This is a genomic window from Planotetraspora phitsanulokensis, from assembly GCF_016863295.1.
GTDB lineage: Bacteria > Actinomycetota > Actinomycetes > Streptosporangiales > Streptosporangiaceae > Planotetraspora > Planotetraspora phitsanulokensis.
The window spans coordinates 14,747-31,164 of record NZ_BOOP01000004.1 but is presented as its reverse complement, the minus strand read 5'-3'; the positions used below and the strand labels follow the sequence as shown (position 1 = coordinate 31,164).

Below are 16,418 nucleotides of genomic sequence, written 5' to 3'. Positions count from 1 at the left end.
CCCTGCTGATCATGAGACGCCGGTGCCGCTCGGCGGGCGCTCGCCTGCCTCCGGGGCCCGCCTCAGCAGGTAGGTGTCCATGATCCAGCCCTTGCGCGCCCGTGCCTGCGCCCGGGTCTCGCGGATTCGCTCTGCCACGTCACGGACGCGGCCCGATATGAGGATCTCGTCGGGCGTGCCGAGGTAGGCGCCCCAGTAGATGTCGACGTCGTCCCCGTCGGGGAGGTCCGTGAAGGCGCAGTGCGCGTCCAGCATCACGACGACGTCGCCGAATTCGTCCGATCCGCCCGCCGGGCCGGTTCCGGCGCCGATCGCCCGGGCGAGGCGGCGTCCGGTGGTGACTTGCAGGGGACGGGCGACGCGGGTCAGGCTGACGCGGTGCCGCGCCGCCAGGGCGGACACGCTGCTGACGCCGGGGATGACCGTGTGGTCGAACCGTGCCGAGCCCCTGGCGAGCACCTCGTCGACGACGGCGAGCGTGCTGTCGTACAGGGAGGGGTCTCCCCAGACGAGGATTGCCCCGGTCTGGCCCTGACCGAGTTCGTCGAGGATGAGCCGCTCGTAGACGTCCGCACGCCGCGCCCTCCAGTCCTCCACGGCCTCGCTGTAGGCGTCGCCGGTGCGGTCGCGTTCGGGGTCGCGGGCCTCGACGACGCGGTACGGCTCTCGCGCGTGCGCGCCGATGACGTTCCTTCGCAGCCGGACCAGGTCGTGCGCCGATCCCTCGCCGGGCACCTCGCCGGATGTTTCGCCGGATCCCTTGCCGAGGACGAAGAACACGTCGGCCGCCGCGATGGCCTTGACCGCCTGCAGCGTGAGGTGGTCGGGATCGCCCGCGCCGATGCCGATGATGAGGACTCTCTTCATAGGCAGAGTCTGCGCCGCCCCACAGGAGGGGGCCGGGCCGGGTCCGTGTCACGGCGGGTTCAGCCGGGCCGGGTCCGTGTCGTCGGACCGGTTCACGCGTTCAGCCGCCGGATGTCACGGGGTCGTCCGCACGTCCAGTCTCGCGGTGAAGTCCAGCGCGGGGGAGGCGAGCAGATCGGCCGCGGAGCCGTCCGGCTTGCGGGCCCACAACGCGTTCATGACCACCGGGCTCCCGCGGAGCTCGATCGTGCCGTTGATCTCCGTCGTCGCCGATCCGCTCTCGGTGACCTGCTCGATCGGCAGCCAGAAGGTGACCTCGTCGCCGATGCGCAGCCAGCCGCCCTCGCCGGGGCGCAGGTCGGTCCGTCCCGTCAGGTCGGTGAAGGTGAACCGGCCGTCCGCGTGCGCCTGCCAGACGCCCGCGCCGAGCCTGCCCGCCGCCCGCGCCTTCCAGCCCGGATCTCCGGTGGGCTGGTCGAGCCGGACGAAGGCGGTGATCCGGAGGTCGACGGGCAGGGCCTGCCCGGTCCACGGACGGTCGTCGACCAGACCGGTCCGCTCGGCCGCGGGCGCGGTGGCCGGGGGCTCGGTGGCAGGTGCCGAGGGTGGCCGGGTGTCGGCCGGAGTCGGCGACGCCGCGGAGCGGGGCGGGCCGTCCAGCGCGACGGCCGCCTCGCCCGCCGAGCCGGGGGCGAACCCTCCGGCGACGAGCAGGCCGGGAACCAGCGCCGACAGCAGGTAGGGCGCGAAGCGCTGCCGCGAGGCTCGCAGCGGTGCCCAGACGCGCAGCCACAGTGGTGCGATCAGCGGCCAGTTGAGGAGCAGTACGGCCATCTCCGCCAGGAGCGTCCGCACGGACGACAACTCGGCGGGAAGGCCGGTGGCCACCACCTGCGCGGCCTCGGCGAAGGAGGATCCGTTCAGCATCCGGGCGAACAGCTCGAAGATCGTGATGGCGATGAGCCGTACGACATAGGCGAGCGGCCACAGCGCCGCCAGCGCCGCGGTGCCTTCCGGCCACGAACGCGCGGCCCACAGCCGCAGCCGCAGCGGCGGATGGCTGAGCAGGCCGATCGCCCCGCGGATCGCCGATTCGCGCGGGCGGGAGGGGCCGAGCGCGCGGGCGAGCGCGGCGGGCCCGGCCACGCTCATCGCGTACCGGTCGGCGCTGAGCTCGGCGACCCACAGGCCGGCGACGGGCAGGATCAGGCTGATCGGCACGGCGACCGTGACGTACAGCACGGAGTTGAGGATCGGGGACGCCCCCGTACCGCCCGCCACGAGATAGATCGCCGCCGGCACCAGGGCGAGCACCGCGAGGCCGGCACCCCAGGTCCGGACGAACCACGCGAACGGGCTCGCGAGCCCGACGATCAGATGGTCTCCCTGGCGCAGATGGGCGACCTCGTGCAGCAGCACGGCCTGCGCCGCCTCCCTGTCCCGGCTCCACAGGCGCACCAGCGGCGGGTAGACGGCGACGCGCGCCCGCCTCCATCCCATCGGGTAGACGCGGGCCAGGCGATCGTCGCGCTCGCCGAGCCGGAGTCCGGCGGCGGGCGCGTGGCGCCGCACGTACGCCGTCATCTCGCCGATGACCGGGTCGTCGCTCGGCAGGAGCCGGTGGCGGCGTTCCGCCCAGCGTCCGCGCGGACCTGGGAGGAGCACTCCCAGGATCCCGGCGAGCAGGAGGAGCGCGGGGAGGAACTCCAGGATGCCCGCCGTGGTCAGGATCGCGACTCCCGCCCGCTGGACGTTGGCCGCCAGATAGCCGACGAGTGTGGCCATGCCGTCGACGTCGTCCTGGAGACCCTCCACCGCCTGGGGGACCGACGGGGCGAGAACGCCGAGGAAGTACAGCCAGAGCCAGGGCGGCAACATCCATCCGGAGCCCTGTCCCGGCGGGGCCGGCAGCGTGCCTCCGGTGGGGGAACCCGGGGGCGGGCTGCCCGCGAGGGCCCGCAGGAACGCCTCGATCTCAGCGGGGCCGCGGTCGTGCTGGAAGACGAGTTTGAGGGTGTCGTAGGTGAGCTCGTCCGCCCGGCCGTCGGCGAGGCCCTGCGCGGCCAGCCGGTTCCGCAGCGCGTCGATCGTCTGGCCGAGCGACGGGGAGACGTCCCCGGAGGACGGCGCCGTGCCGTACCCGTGCGGAGCCGCCTGGGAGGGGCCCCGCGCCGGGTGTGCGGCCGCGCGCATCACGACGAGGGCGAGCAGGTCGGCCAGCGGGTGGCTCCCAAGCAGGCCGAGCAGGTCGCCCGCCACGGCGCGGAGGGCGTCGAGGATGATCGGCAACTCTCCCGGGCTCACGCCGCCGAAGCCACCGGGCTCCGGCGCGGTGGACCGCATGAGGTCGCGGCGGCGGCGTCCCCCCGCCACGTACGCCGCCCCGACGCGCTCGGCGGACGCGACCTCGTCGGGGACGAGCTGCTCGGCGAGATGCCGGGACCAGGCTGCGACGGCGTCCACGGGTCCTCCAACAGGGCAGCGGGGATCGCCCGGAGAGATCGTGGCATCGATCCGCGGGAACGGTCCAGTATTTCTGCCACATGGGCCACTTATTGCGCTATAAACGGGATCGTCGCCCCCCCGGCGGCCGGAAGGCGGAGGCAGGAGATGGCCACACCGACGCCGAGGCGCCCCAACGGCCCGCGGAGGCTGGGACCGTGGCCGCCCGCCACGCTGCTCGGCTCGCTGGAGCCCCGCGTACGCGAGGCGTTGTTGTCGCTCGGGACGTTCTCACAGGTCGTCAGCGGCGAGACTCTGATCATGGAAGGCGACCCGCGGGCCAAGGACGTCTTCCTCATCGTCCAGGGCTACATGAAGGTCGTCAGCAACAGCGCGGACGGCAAGGTGGTCCTGCTCGCCATCCGCTCCGACGGCGACCTCGTCGGCGAGCTCGCCAGTCTCGACGGAAGCCCGCGGGTGGCGTCCGTGGTCACGGTCGGCCCCTGCTTCGTCCGCAAGATCAGCAGGCGGGACTTCCTCGGCTTCCTCGCGGATCATCCGGACGCGGCCCTCGCCGTCAACGCCAACGTCGTGGGCAAGTTGCGGCACGCCACCTGGCACCGCATCGAGTTCGGCACGTCGCCGATGCCGGTCCGCGTGGCGCGGGTGCTGATCTATCTCGCCCAGCGGTACGGCGAGACGACCGCCGAGGGCGTTCTGATCGGCTCGCTGACGCAGCCCGAGCTCGCCGCCATGATCGGCGCGCGGGAGCACAGCGTGCACAAGATCCTTCGTTCCATGCGCGAACGCCGGGTGATCGCGACGCGGTACGGGCGGATCCTCATCCTGGACAGCGCCGCGCTGTACGCGGATGCCGGAATCAGCGAAATCCCGCCTGAATACGGGGTCTGGCAGCCGCCGGACCCGCAGAGTGAGGGGAACTGACCCGATCACGCGCGCTCGCCCCGCATCGGAGGACACATGGACGACCTGGACCCGGTTCGGCGGCTGTGCGTGGCAGTGGAGGCCGACTCGTCCGAGGGGGAACCCGAGGGGGAAGACGCCGCGACGTCACGGACCGGCGACGCCCACCCGTCCGGACCGCTCGTCGATCTCGCCGAGCGCGCGAGCATGGCCGCGGGACTCGACCAGGTCGCCTTCCAGGTGCAGCCCGCCGGCGTCCTGCTCGTGCTCAATTCGGGGGTCAACGAGCCGCGTGTCGTCGTCGATCTCACCCGTGAGCTGCACAACGGCCTGTGGCGCCGCAACCGGCGGCAGGCCGGAACGCGGCTGCGCTGCCGGGTCGCGTTCCATCAGGGTCTGGTGCGGCTCACCGACGAGGGGTTCGAGGGCCAGGCGGTGACCGTGGTCGGCGACCTGTGCGCGAGTGAGCACCTGCGGGCCGAACTCGGCGCCAGCCCCCGCAGCGACCTCGCGATGATCATCTCGGGGCAGCTCCTCGACGAGCTCGCCTACCCCGAGTCAGCCGACCTGCACCGGAGGCAGTTCCGCCCGGTCACCGTCACTCTCACGGCCGCGAGGTCGATGCCGGCCTACGTGTACGCCCTCGGCGGGTGACATGGCCGGCGGCGGATGGAACCTGATCGGGCACGTCCCTGCGATCGTGATCGCCGAGCCCGTGTACTCGGCGGACGGCGGCCGCGCCGGCTGGCGGGAGACGGCCCCCCGCCCGAGGGACGCCTTTCTGACGCGTCTGTTCACCGGTCTCGAACTGCGTCTCCGCCCGGACGGCTCCGCCGAGGGGCGGCTGGGCACGGGCACGCCGCTGGCCGGAACCTGGCGGCCCCACGCAGGACACGTGCTGGTGACCACGCAGGCCGGTGACGGGAGCACGCTCGACGGCTGCCTCACGACCGATGCCGGCGCCGCGGTGCCCCGAGCAGGCGCGGAGAGCGCGGGCGCGGGCGGGGAGTTCGACGCCGTCTACACCGGACGGGGGCGTGTGGGCGGCGTCGTCGCCCACGTCAGGCAGCGGCTCGCCGCTCACGACGGGCCGCCCGGCAACACGTCGACCAGTCACGTGCCACCGCCCGGGCCGTCGTCCGGCAGCGTGCCGTCCGGTCACGTGCCGCCGCCCGGGTCGCCGGGCGCCGCGGGTGTGGACGAGTCCGTCGCGGGTGTGGACGAGTCCGCCGCGGTACGGGAGCTCACGACGCGGTTGTCCCGCTCATCGCTGCGCGGCCGGTGGCGGAGAGCGCTGGGACCGGTCGACGACCTGGTCGAAGGTCTGGTCGAGGGTCTGGTCGTCACCGAGCTGGATGGCTCGCTCGTGGGCGTGGAGGCGCTCGGCGGGGGGTTCCTGCGGCTGGCACGTGGTCCTGACGTCGCCGCCGGACTGGCGCTTCGCCCCGGAGGCTGGGCGTTCGTGCTCCTGGTACGCGACGACGAAGCACCGCCGACCGGATTCACGGCCGAGGACCGTCCCGCGCTGCGGCGTCTCGGCGCCGATCTGCTGGCCGCGGGTCGGCACGCGCAGGCGGCGCCCGTCCTGGATCTCGCGGCCGAGTTGTACGGCCATGACCCGCCGCGGGGGGCCTCGGACCTGATCGACCGGCTCGGGCTGTGCGACGCGCGGATCCGCTGCGCCTTCGCGGGGTCCGCCTACGCGCGCCTGCCCGGGCTGCTCGTGGCGGCCGCCGAGTCGCGCCGCGACCTCACCCTCGGTCCGTACGCGTTCAATCCCTGGCTGGACGCGCTCCGCTTCATCGGATCGTCGGCCGAAGCCCTGAACGAGACGCTCGCCCAACTGGCCGGCCTGACGGGCGCGTACCGGCGAAGACAACGACGGGGGCCGGACGGGTCTCCAGGATCCGACGCGCTGCACGCGGCCGCGAGGGAGTCCGCCGAGGCGACCGGGTCCCTGTGCGCCGCCCTTCGCGAGATCGGCTCCCATCTCGACGATCCCGTGACGGTGGAGGCGTTGTCGGAGCACGTCGACGGCCTTCTCTCCGGATGCGGGGAAACGCTGGGCGCGGCCGCCCGCCGCCTCGCCTCCAGCGGGCCGCGGGACGGGGGAACCGAGGCCAGCAGGGCCCACGAGACGGTGGCACTCGCGATCGGCGACGGAGTGGAGACGCTCGCGTTGCTCCGCACCCACCTGCGGCGCGCCGATCCCGCGTCCGCGGCCCGGTTCGTCCGTGAGCAGGCGCGGCAGGCGGCGCACGTCACCGCCGGATATGTCGAGACATGGCGTGCCATGCTCGACGACGCCTGGGAGAAGATCCTCTCCACCGACCTGGCGCTGCCGTTCTACGAGCGCATGGTGACGCTTCTCCTCGACCTGGAGCTTCCGGAGGACGCCCTGGCAGTATCCGAGATGTCGAGGGCGCGTGCGTTCGCCGACGCCCTTCACGCGGCCGGCGAGCCCGCCGAAGACCCGGCGCTCGGCCTGGGCGGAGCCGGACCGGTGAGCCGGGCCGCGCTGCTCGACCTGCTCACCCTGCATGAGGCCGCCGTCGTGGAGTACTTCCTGACCGGCGACCTCCTCGCCCTCTGGGTCCGCCCTCGCGGCGGACCCGTCACCTCGGTCACCCGCAGGATCGACCGCGCCCGGCTGTCCGAGGACGTCGCGGAGTACGGTCGGCTCGCCCGCACGCCCAGGCACGACGCCCGCTCGCGTGCCGCCATGGCGGAGGTCCTCAGCCGCCTGGGCGCGGTGTTGTGGGACGTCATCCCGGACGGCCTGCTGCCGGACGATCCTGACGAGCCGGTCACGGTCGTTCCGCACGCCGAGCTGTTCCGCGTGCCGTTCGCGGCGCTCAGGGACGCCTCCGGCGCCTACCTCGTCGAGCGGCACGCGATCCGGGTGCTTCCCGCGCTGGCCCTGACGCCCGGCCTCACTCCGGGGCCGGCCGCCGCGTCGCCGCAGGCCGCGGGCGGACGGCCCACGCTCGTGGCGCTCGTCAATCCGTCGCCGATGGCGGAGGGGGCGCCGCTCGACTGGACCGAGCGGCGATTCGACGCCATAACGAGCCTGTACGGCGAGCACGTCCTGCACACCGGTCCCGCGGCCGGCATGGCGACGTTGCGTGAGGTCGCGGGGCAGGGGACGGTGCTGTACTTCGGCACGCACGCCCGTGCCGTGCCCGACCTCCACGGCGATCCGCTGGCGTCCTATCTGGTGCTGGCGCCGTCCGCGGACCACGACGGCATCCTGCGCGCCAGGGAGGTGCCGGACCTGGGCATCGCCGCCGATCTGGTCATCCTGGCGGCCTGCGAGACCGGCGCGGGCGCGGTGTCCGCTGACGGCATCATCGGGCTCAGCCGCGCCTTCCTCACCGCGGGCCCGACGGGCCTGATCACCACGCTCCACCCCGTCGGAGAGAGGGCGAGCCTCGAGCTGATGGCCGACTTCCACGAGGCCTGGCTGCTCGACGGCAGGGAGCCGGTGAGCGCGCTCCGGCACGCCCAGGCCCGGGCCGCGTCGGCCCAGCGGCCCTCCGCCCAGGAACCCCATCTGTGGGCGGCGTTCACCTTCTTCGGCCTGGGTTCACGCACCCGGCCGCCGTCCCGATCCGAACCCCGAACCCGGAAGGCAGCCCAGGCATGACCGACCACACAGCCGAACCCCCTCTGCCCGACGGCGAGCTCCTGACCCGTTCGGACCTCTACGGAGCCGAACAGCTCCTCGGCCCGGGCGCCACCCAGCGGCCCCGCGAGTCCGGAGTCGACGTCGCCCGGCCCTACGTCTACCCGGTGCCCGACGAGATGCTCCCTCCCGCACTGCGCAGCCGGGCCGCTGGTTCTGGCGTGCGGCACTACGAGGCGCTGTTCGCGTTCGACCTCGACGAGCTTCCGCCCGACCGGCACTACACCGGAGTGAAGTTCGAGGTGCGCCTCGCCGACGACGACGCACTCGCGCTGCGGCTCGGCGCGGGGGCGGACGCGCTGGAGGACGTCGTCGGCCCCTGGCCCGGCACGACCCCGGCCACGACGCCCGGTACGGTCTCGGTCACGATGCCCGGCACGACGCCGGGCTCGACCGCGAACTCGTCGGCGAGCGGCGAGGGCGCACCGGTGGAGGGCAGGGTGCGCAGACTCGTCAACCGGCTGCGCAACGTCCCCGGCGACCCGGAGCCGCGGGTCTTCGGCGCGCAGCGGCCGGCGTTCGGGTTCACGCTCAAGGCGGATCCGGGGCGTCCGCTGGCACGCCGTTCGTACGGCCTTCGCGTCCTGCTGGAGTTGCCCGGAGACATCCCGGATCTGGCCGGAAGCCTGTTCGTCAGCACGACCATCAGCCGGGTCCGGCGGACCTGGTCGGACGTCTTCGACGCGGCCCTGGCGACGGCGCAGACGTTCAGCGAGGCTCTTCCCGCCGCTGGCGGACCGGTGGTCCGTCCCACCACCGCGACCGCGGCCGTCGTGCGATTGTGCGTCGCGACCGACATCGAGAAGTACAGCCGCTTCACCGACCTTGCTGCGCTGCGCGCGCAGGAGCGGCTGGTCGCCGTGCTGACGGCCGCCCGTCGCCGGGCGGGCATCGACGAGGCCGGCGTGGACCTGCAGGAACAGGGCGACGGGCAGTTCGCCGTGCTTCCGCCGGGGATCGAGGAGGCGAAGGTCATCCCCGACCTGGTCCGGGCGCTGCGGATGGAACTGCACGACGTCAACGCCGACCTCAACGACGACGCCGTCCTGCGGCTGCGGGTCGCCATGTGCCGGGGCAACATCCGGCGTGGGGCCAACGGGTACGTGGGCGCCACCGCCGTCACCGTGCACCGCATGCTCGACGCGCCGACCGTCCGCGCGGCCCTGCGGGACGAGACGACGGCCGTGCTGGTGCTGGCGGTGTCCGACTCGGTCTACATGGACGTCATCGCACAGGGGAACGGCGATCTGGATCCCGCGGACTTCCGGCGGGTCACCGCGAAGCTGCCGGAGAAGGGCTTTGAGGAGATCGCGTGGATCCTCGTGCCGCCGCCGCTCCGCAAGCAGAGGGACCCCGATCTCGGGAGCTGACCCCAGGCCGAGGGACGCGGCCTCCCGCGTTGACCGTGGGCCGAGAGGGACCCCGCCACCCGGACCGACCGGAGAACCGGTCCGCGTCACTTGCGCCCGCGGCCCCAGGTGAGACCCCAGTCGTAGGCCGCGTCCATCGCCCGGTGGCCGCGCGTGAAGTAGCGGACCTCCCTGCGGATGCGCAGTTCCCCGCCCACGTTGCGCAGCAGGAACATGGCGCACACCCGCGCCCGGGGGTCGGACCCGTCCAGCATGACCTCGATCGGCGGGCCGCTGACCGGATGGACCGTGACGACGCCGTCCGCCGCCGCCCAGTTCGGCACGCCGTCGTAGATGTAGGCGAACACCAGGATCCGGCGGATCACGTCCACCTGGGACATGTCGATGGTCATGCTCTCGCCCTCTGGGCCGCCTGCCCGCTCGTCGCCGTCGTGGGCGATCACCGGGGCCGCGGCGTTCCTGGGCGCGCTGAACTTCCCGCCGAAGGCCTGGACGCAGCCGCGCGAGCCGTCCGCGAACTCCCACAGGCAGCACAGGTCCAGGTCGATCGGGGCGGGGCCGCCGGCGTTCCAGTTGAGCGTGACGCGCATCCGGCCGGCGTCGGCGGGCAGCGACATCCTCGGGGCTTCCTTGGTGAGCACGACGCGGTAGTTCTCCATCGCCGTCCGCCTTCCCGCCGCGGTCGTCCCGCGGCTGTTCGTCCGGCCGGTCAGTGCCGGCCGGGAGTGCCGGTGCCGAGCGTGCCGACCGCGTCGGCGGAAGTCGACGGGGTGCCCGCGAGCACGGCGTGCGCGCCGTCCGGAAGGCCGGAGGCGCCGGCCACCCTCCTGTTGCGCACGGTGGAGGAGATCATCGCGGTGCCGATGAAGGCCAGGCCGATGAGCCCCGTCACGATCTCGGGGACGTCGTGGCCGAGGCCGATCAGCATGATCGCGGCGAGCGCGCCGATCGCCCAGTGGGCGCCGTGCTCGAGGTAGACGTACTCGTTCAGCGTTCCCCGGCGGACCAGGAAGATCGTGAGGGAGCGAATGTACATGGCCCCGATCCCGAGGCCGAGGGCGATGACGAGGAGGTCGTCGCTGATGGCGAAGGCCCCGACCACGCCGTCGAACGAGAACGACGCGTCCAGCACCTCGAGGTAGAGGAACAGGAAGAACCCGGCCCTGCCCACCGCGCCGCCCACTTTGCCGCCCACTTCGCCGCCCACCGCCTTGCCCACGGACGAGCCCGCCCCGGCCGTGGTCGCGCCGGAGTCGTCGTCCCCCTCCTCGCCGCCCGCCTCGAACAGCCTGCCCAGGCTGTTGACGAGCAGATAGGTCACGATGCCCAGCACGCCGGCGGCCAGCACCGGGCCGGGTTCGCTCGCGGTCACCGACGTGGCGGTGAGCAGGACGGCCAGGGCGACCACCACCGACAACTGGTCGAGCTTGCCGATCTTCGCCAGCGGACGTTCCAGCCAGGCGAGCCACGCGAACTCGCGCTCCTCGAAGACGAAGTCCAGGAAGATCAGGAGGAGGAACATGCCGCCGAAGGCCGCGATCAGCGGATGCGCCTCGTGCAGGCGCCTGCCGTACTCGGCGGCGTCGTCCAGCGCGAGGCCGATCGCCTCGCCCGGGCTCAACCGCGCGGTGACGCCCACGATGAGCAGCGGGAACGCCAGCCGCATGCCGAAGACGGCGATCACGATGCCCACGGTGAGGAACATCCGCTGCCAGAAGCGGCTCATCCGCTCGATCACCCGGGCGTTGACGACCGCGTTGTCGAACGACAGTGAGATCTCCAGGACGGCGAGGATCGCCACCAGCGCCAGGGCGCCCGGGCCGCCCATCGCGAGCGCCGCGACGAGCCCGATCGCGGACACCCCGAAGGACCAGCCGAAAGTACGGATGATCATGAGGTCACATCCACCCCGTAGCTGACGGCGATGCCGCGCAGGCCGGTGGTGTACCCCTCGCCGACGGCGCGGAAGCGCCATTCGGCGTTGTGGCGGTACAGCTCACCGAAGATCACCGCGGTCTCCTTCGAGGCGTCCTCGCTGAGGTCGTAACGCACCAGCTCGGCGGAGGACACCTCGTCGACGACCCGGATGTAGGCGTCGCGCACCTGGCCGAACGTCTGACCGTGCCGGTCGCCCTCGTAGATCGACACGGTGAAGACGACGCGTACGCACCGGGGAGGCACCGCCGCCAGGTCCACCCGGATGACCTCGCAGTCGCCGTGGCCCGACCCGGTCCTGTCGTCGCCGGTGTGCTCGACGGAGCCGTCCGGGCTGGTCAGCTTGCCGTAGAAGACGAAGTGCTCGTCGGAGAGCACCCGCCCGTTGCGGCCGACCATCAGCGCCGACGCGTCCAGGTCGACGTCACGGCCGGTCGTGTCCGCGGCCTGCCAGCCGAGGCCGATCAGGACCCTGGTCAGGTCGGTTCCGTGCAGGGGGGCGTCGCCGCCCTTGGAAAGGTTCACACCCATCGGGGGTCTCCTCAGGTGTCGGACTGGTTGTAGTCGTGCCGGCGCCGCTGGTGCCTGTCGAGGACGGAGGGCCCGTAGAGCGAGGCCTTGGGGTCGTCGATCCGTCGGATCAACGCGTCCATGTAGATCGTCTCGAGGTGGTCGAAGCCGCCCTCGATCCGCATCGTGTGCGTCTCCCGGTTCTGCCGGGCGGTGGACAGGTACTGGGCGAGCTCGGCGGCGTACGCGTCGGACTCGGACTGCCGCGCCTCGGCGGCCTTCAGGGCCTGCGCCGCCCGGCGCAGGCCCGCGCGCTGCTCCTTGAGGTCGCGGTCGTTGGGGTTGCCCATGCGGCGGCCGAGCTCGGTGGCGATGAGGGCCGTGAAGATCATCAGCGCGAAGACGAGGATCACGGTCGGAATCAGCCCCCATCCCTCGATGAGCGAGGGGGCCTCGCGCACGACCCCCTCCGAGTCGACGTAGGTCACGTCGTCGATCACGAGCAGCCGCAGCGACGCGACCGCCGCGATCGCGGCCAGCCAGATCACCGGGATGAGGAAGAGGATGACGGGCCGCCCGGCGAGGCCCCTGCGCCGCGGCCGCCCGTCATCCCGCTCGTTGGGGTGGCCGCTTCCGCCGGCGTCCGCCGCGTGCCTGCGCCACCCGCGGAACTCCTCCCATTCCCTGAACTTCCGGCCGTAGAAATGCGGGCCGAAGACGAACACGAAGATCGCGCCGAGGGCGAACGCGTACGTCATGACCGTGGACTCGCCCCAGTTGAGGAAGGTCTGGTAGTAGATGGGCACCTCGACGGTGAGGAGCACGAGCAGGAGAAGCAACGGCACGCCCCATTGCTTGAGCACCTCGCGCCAGCCCCCGTCCAGCGCGATCGAGCTGGGCTTGCCGTCTCCGGGCCACTGCGAGGGCCCGATCTCCAGGCGCTCGACCCGCCCGCGCACCGTCTCGTGCACGGCCCTGGCCCGGGCGTAGTCGTGGCCCACGGCCTCCGCCCGCTTGACGTGCGCGGCCTGGGCGGTCCGGACGGCGAGCTCCTCCTGGGCGAGCTGCGCGGTGAGGTCGTCGACGGCCAGCTGCCGCTGGGCGTCGAGCACGAGGAGGTGCGGCGGCTCGTACCCCTGTGTCTTCAGGGTGATCGAGTCGAAGCCGGGGCTCGCCGCGTCCTCGGCGCCCTTGGCCTCCGCCGTGCGCTTGAGGCTCTCCCAGTCCGGCTGGCGTAGCGCACCGGGCCGCCAGCTCGGCAGAGGTGCCGGGGATTCGCCGGGGACGGGCCCCGGGGAGACGGTCTGCTTCATGGCCATGGTCGTTCCGATCTGTCACGAGGGAGGGCTGGGGGGATCACTGGTGGAGGCTCACGTCGGACTCGTCGACCCCCGAGGCGACGAAGATCGCCTTCCAGAGGAGTTTCAGCGGGGGGACGCGGTCCGGCTCCCGTTCGGACAGCAGGTTGAAGCCGTAGACGTCGACGGTGGCGCCGGTGAGCTCGGGGAGGAGGCTCTTGTCCTGAAGCTCCTTCACCTTGGCCGTGCGCGCGGCCTCGGCGCCGTAGTCGCCCGACGACAGGTCGAGGGCGCCGACGTTGCTCATCATGTCGCTGAAGACGACGACGCTCCGTTCCATGTCGTCGTCGGGCGCGTGCTCCAGTTGCCCGGCGATGACCCGGAGTCCCCCGAGTACGTCCGAACCCTGTGCGTCGTCCTGGTCGCAGGCCAGCAACTCCTTCGCCTTGGCGACGGCCTCGGCGAGATGCGCCCTGCGCACCGTGTCGGCGATCTTCGGGTTGTCGTTGGGGTTCTCCTCCGGCAGGACGTACAGGGGGACGGGCGAGGTCTGGCAGGGAGAGCCCTCGGAGTTCCCGGTGATCGCGGCGTACGCGAGCCAGTCGCAGCCCTTCAGGAAGTTGCGCACGTGCTGGTTGAGGAACTCCTCCGCCTGCGCGTACTGGCGGAAGCCGGTGATGTCGATGACGGCGCCGCAGGCCGCCTTCGTCGGCTCCGCCGCCGCGGTGCAGCCGGCGGCCGACGAAAGCGCGGTGACGAGGGCGACCGCGAGGATCGCGACGGTAGGGCGTGCCGAGAGGAACGGGGTGCGCATGGGGGGTCTCACCTGCCGTGGTAGGAGTCGCCACTCTCGAGCGAGTGGGGGTGCTGGTCGTCGTGCCACAGGTCGAGCCACTTGTCCCAGGCCTGGTTCGTGCTGTCCCGGACGCCGCGGGGGATCGCGATCTGGAGTTGCGCGGCGGGGTCGGCGAACCAGTCGTCGCGCAGGGTGAACTCCTGGGGGCGCCAGCGCCGGGCGATCTCCTCCGCGTGCTGGTGGGTGTTCAGCAGGCCGTCCTTGTAACAGGCGACCAGGGCGTTGGCCTCGGCCAGCGTCAGGCGCGCCTTCTCCTGGAAGGAGGCCCAGCACTGCAGCCAGTTGTTGCTCGCCGTGTAGAGGGAGCCGACCCGGGTCTCGATCTCCGCGTTGTACTCGCGGAGTCTCTTCTCCAGCCGCTCCTGGTCGGCCTCCTCGACGGTGAGGGGGCGCACCTCGCCCCAGGGCCCGGCCGAGTCGCCGCCGGCCTTCCCCAGCGCGAGGATGTCGGGGTTGACCGCCCCGCTGATCGCCTGCACCTCATTGACCCGCTTGGTGAGGGCCACCGACGACGTCTGCGCCTCCCGCTCGATCCGGCCGAGGGCCTCCGCCCGCTTGATGAGCAGCCGGCCCTGCCGTGAGTCGAAGTACGCCGAGATCCGGATGACGAAGGGCGGCTGGAATGTGGGGTCGGTGATGAACACCTGATGGAGGGCCTGGTTGCGACCATCGGCGGCGCCGGCCGCGCGAGCCGACTCGCAGGTGATGACCTCCTCCGCAGGCCCTTCGGGGTCGATGTCGTACGCCATGGGCCGCGCTCCCTCTCCTTCACGCTTCCGGTTGGGTCGGACACGCTCAGCGTGGGGGAGCGGAGAAGGCGAGACACCCGATAAATACGGGTTTCAACGACAGGTCGTCGGGATCCGTGCGGTCGAGGTCCGCGTACACGCGGATGCGCGCGCAGCGCGCCCGGATTGGGGACGTGCTCGGCCTCCGACGTGATGCGCTGTGTGACTTGTGGTGATTGATCAAGCACTCGATCGGCCACTGCCGACGCCCTCGCCGCAGGCGCGTGCGTCATCTGGGGATGGGCGAAGGCGTCAGGGTTCGTTGCGGGCGGTCGCCAGGAATCGTGCGACCAGGGGGTTCGGGTCGTCGCGGCGCCAGGCCATCGCGACGGCGGTGCGCGCGGCGTCCGGCTCGATCCGGCGGTAGGCGACGCCCTTGAGACGGATCCGGCGGATGCTCGCCGGGGCGAGCGACACTCCGAACCCCGCCTCGACGAGCGCGGAGACCGTTTGCCATTCCACCGCGTGCTGTCCGAGGCGGGGCTCGAACCCGGCGTCCCGGCACAGGCCGAGGATCTGGTCATGGAGCGCCGGCCCGGCATCGCGGGGCAGCAGCACGAACGGCTCGTCCGCCAGTGCCGTGACGGAGACGACACGTCGGCCGGCGAGTGGATGGGCGGCGGGCAGGACCGCCACGAACTCCTCGGACAGGATCGTCTCGGTCGCCAGCCCCGGTTCGTTCGGCGGTTCCCGCAGAAGCCCGATGTCGATCAGGTGTTCGTGCAGAGCGGCCACCTGCGGGGCTGTGGTCATCTCGCGGATTTCCACGTCCACCCCCGGATATCGGTCGCGGTAGCCGCCCAACAGGGTCGGCAGGAGCGTCAGCGCGAGCGACGCGGAGAAGCCGATCCGGATGCGACCGGCCTGACCGTCGCCGATGCGCCGCGCCGCGTCGAGGCCGGTGGCGACCTCGTCGAGAGCGCGCCGAGCGGCGGGCAGGAGTTCGTGTCCTGCCGGGGTGAGCGTGACCCGGCCGGGCCCTCGGGTGAACAGCGGGTGTCCGACCTTCCCCTCCAGGCGGCGGATCTGCTGGCTGAACGGCGGTTGCGCGATACCCAGCCGCTCCGCTGCGCGTCCGAAGTGGAGTTCCTCGGCGAGCACCGCGAAAGCATGCAACTGCTGGAGCCCGAGTTCAGGACGATCCATATCTAAAGAGATATCACGCCATGATTCTCGAAGTATTGGACATATCGCTAGGGGCTGCCTACGTTTCACCGCATGACAGAGCGACGCTCGATCGTGAGCGGTTCCACCTTCGAGGAAGAGATCGGGTACGCGAGGGCGGTGGTCGACGGCGAGTGGGTGCACGTGTCCGGGACGACCGGGTTCGACTACGCGACCATGACCATCTCCGCCGATGTGATCGAGCAGGTCGAGCAGAGCCTGCGCAACGTCGAATCGGCACTGGCAGAAGCCGGCTGCTCGTTCGCCGACGTCGTCCGGGTCAGGTACCTGCTCCCCGACCGTGCGGACTTCCCGCCGTGCTGGCCCACTCTGCGCCGTCGCTTCGGCGACGTCCGCCCAGCCGCGACCATGCTCGTCTGCGGGCTGTCCGACCCCCGCATGAAGTTCGAGATCGAGGTGTATGCACGACGGCGCGCGGAGCGCAGGCCCGTGCCCGCCGCCGACTGACCGACGGCACGAGCGCCCCGCGAGTCGCGTCCCGCGCCGATCTGCCGGCCCTCATCCGTCCAGTGCGGACGGCCGGTTCATGCCGCCCGTGCACCGGGCACGGACGGCATG

14 protein-coding genes are annotated in these 16,418 nt (G+C 72.1%); 5 read left to right on the top strand and 9 right to left on the bottom strand.

Annotated features, from left to right (window positions below; all coding sequences use genetic code 11):
- Positions 1–9 precede the first annotated feature (9 nt).
- Both cobF and Pph01_RS05760 read right to left on the bottom strand, forming a co-directional pair.
- Positions 10–867, bottom strand: a complete 858-nt coding sequence (gene cobF, locus Pph01_RS05765; RefSeq protein WP_204071911.1) for a precorrin-6A synthase (deacetylating) — start codon at positions 865–867, stop codon at positions 10–12.
- A 114-nt stretch (positions 868–981) separates the two neighbouring features.
- Positions 982–3,330, bottom strand: coding sequence for a M48 family metalloprotease (locus Pph01_RS05760; protein ID WP_204071910.1), 2,349 nt, complete (start codon positions 3,328–3,330; stop codon positions 982–984).
- Positions 3,331–3,477: 147 nt separating this feature from the next.
- On the opposite strand from Pph01_RS05760, the gene Pph01_RS05755 reads away from it, so the two are divergent.
- Genes Pph01_RS05755 through Pph01_RS05740 form a run of 4 tightly spaced genes read left to right on the top strand, consistent with a single transcriptional unit; the run spans position 3,478 to position 9,288 of the window.
- Positions 3,478–4,254 (top strand): Crp/Fnr family transcriptional regulator, encoded by a 777-nt coding sequence (locus Pph01_RS05755; protein WP_204071909.1) that lies wholly within the window; start codon positions 3,478–3,480, stop codon positions 4,252–4,254.
- A gap of 36 nt (positions 4,255–4,290) precedes the next feature.
- Entirely contained in the window at positions 4,291–4,887 is a 597-nt protein-coding gene (locus Pph01_RS05750) for a hypothetical protein (protein WP_204071908.1), read from the top strand.
- Position 4,888: 1 nt separating this feature from the next.
- Positions 4,889–7,879, top strand: coding sequence for a CHAT domain-containing protein (locus Pph01_RS05745; protein WP_204071907.1), 2,991 nt, complete (start codon positions 4,889–4,891; stop codon positions 7,877–7,879).
- Entirely contained in the window at positions 7,876–9,288 is a 1,413-nt protein-coding gene (locus Pph01_RS05740) for a hypothetical protein (protein ID WP_204071906.1), read from the top strand. The genes Pph01_RS05745 and Pph01_RS05740 overlap by 4 nt, the downstream gene beginning before the upstream one ends.
- 86 nt (positions 9,289–9,374) lie before the next feature.
- On the opposite strand, the gene Pph01_RS05735 is transcribed toward Pph01_RS05740, so the two are convergent.
- The 7 genes from Pph01_RS05735 to Pph01_RS05705 all read right to left on the bottom strand — a co-directional run bounded on the left by Pph01_RS05735 (position 9,375) and on the right by Pph01_RS05705 (position 15,821).
- Positions 9,375–9,947 (bottom strand): hypothetical protein, encoded by a 573-nt coding sequence (locus Pph01_RS05735; RefSeq protein WP_204071905.1) that lies wholly within the window; start codon positions 9,945–9,947, stop codon positions 9,375–9,377.
- A gap of 50 nt (positions 9,948–9,997) precedes the next feature.
- Positions 9,998–11,182, bottom strand: a complete 1,185-nt coding sequence (locus Pph01_RS05730; RefSeq protein ID WP_204071904.1) for a DUF475 domain-containing protein — start codon at positions 11,180–11,182, stop codon at positions 9,998–10,000.
- A complete protein-coding gene (locus Pph01_RS05725; RefSeq protein ID WP_204071903.1) occupies positions 11,179–11,754 on the bottom strand; it encodes a TerD family protein in 576 nt (191 codons plus the stop codon). The genes Pph01_RS05730 and Pph01_RS05725 overlap by 4 nt, the downstream gene beginning before the upstream one ends.
- 11 nt (positions 11,755–11,765) lie before the next feature.
- Positions 11,766–13,052, bottom strand: a complete 1,287-nt coding sequence (locus Pph01_RS05720) for a hypothetical protein (protein ID WP_204071902.1) — start codon at positions 13,050–13,052, stop codon at positions 11,766–11,768.
- Between the two features lie 37 nt (positions 13,053–13,089).
- A complete protein-coding gene (locus Pph01_RS05715) occupies positions 13,090–13,845 on the bottom strand; it encodes a hypothetical protein (protein ID WP_204071901.1) in 756 nt (251 codons plus the stop codon).
- Between the two features lie 8 nt (positions 13,846–13,853).
- Positions 13,854–14,636 carry a hypothetical protein gene (locus Pph01_RS05710; protein WP_204071900.1) on the bottom strand — a complete coding sequence of 261 codons (783 nt, stop codon included), beginning with the start codon at positions 14,634–14,636 and terminating at the stop codon, positions 13,854–13,856.
- 291 nt (positions 14,637–14,927) lie between these two features.
- Positions 14,928–15,821, bottom strand: coding sequence for a LysR family transcriptional regulator (locus Pph01_RS05705; protein ID WP_204071899.1), 894 nt, complete (start codon positions 15,819–15,821; stop codon positions 14,928–14,930).
- A gap of 72 nt (positions 15,822–15,893) precedes the next feature.
- Between Pph01_RS05705 and Pph01_RS05700 the strand changes: the two genes are divergently transcribed.
- On the top strand, positions 15,894–16,307 hold the full coding sequence (locus tag Pph01_RS05700; RefSeq protein ID WP_204071898.1) for a RidA family protein: 414 nt from the start codon (positions 15,894–15,896) through the stop codon (positions 16,305–16,307).
- Positions 16,308–16,418: the final 111 nt, after the last annotated feature.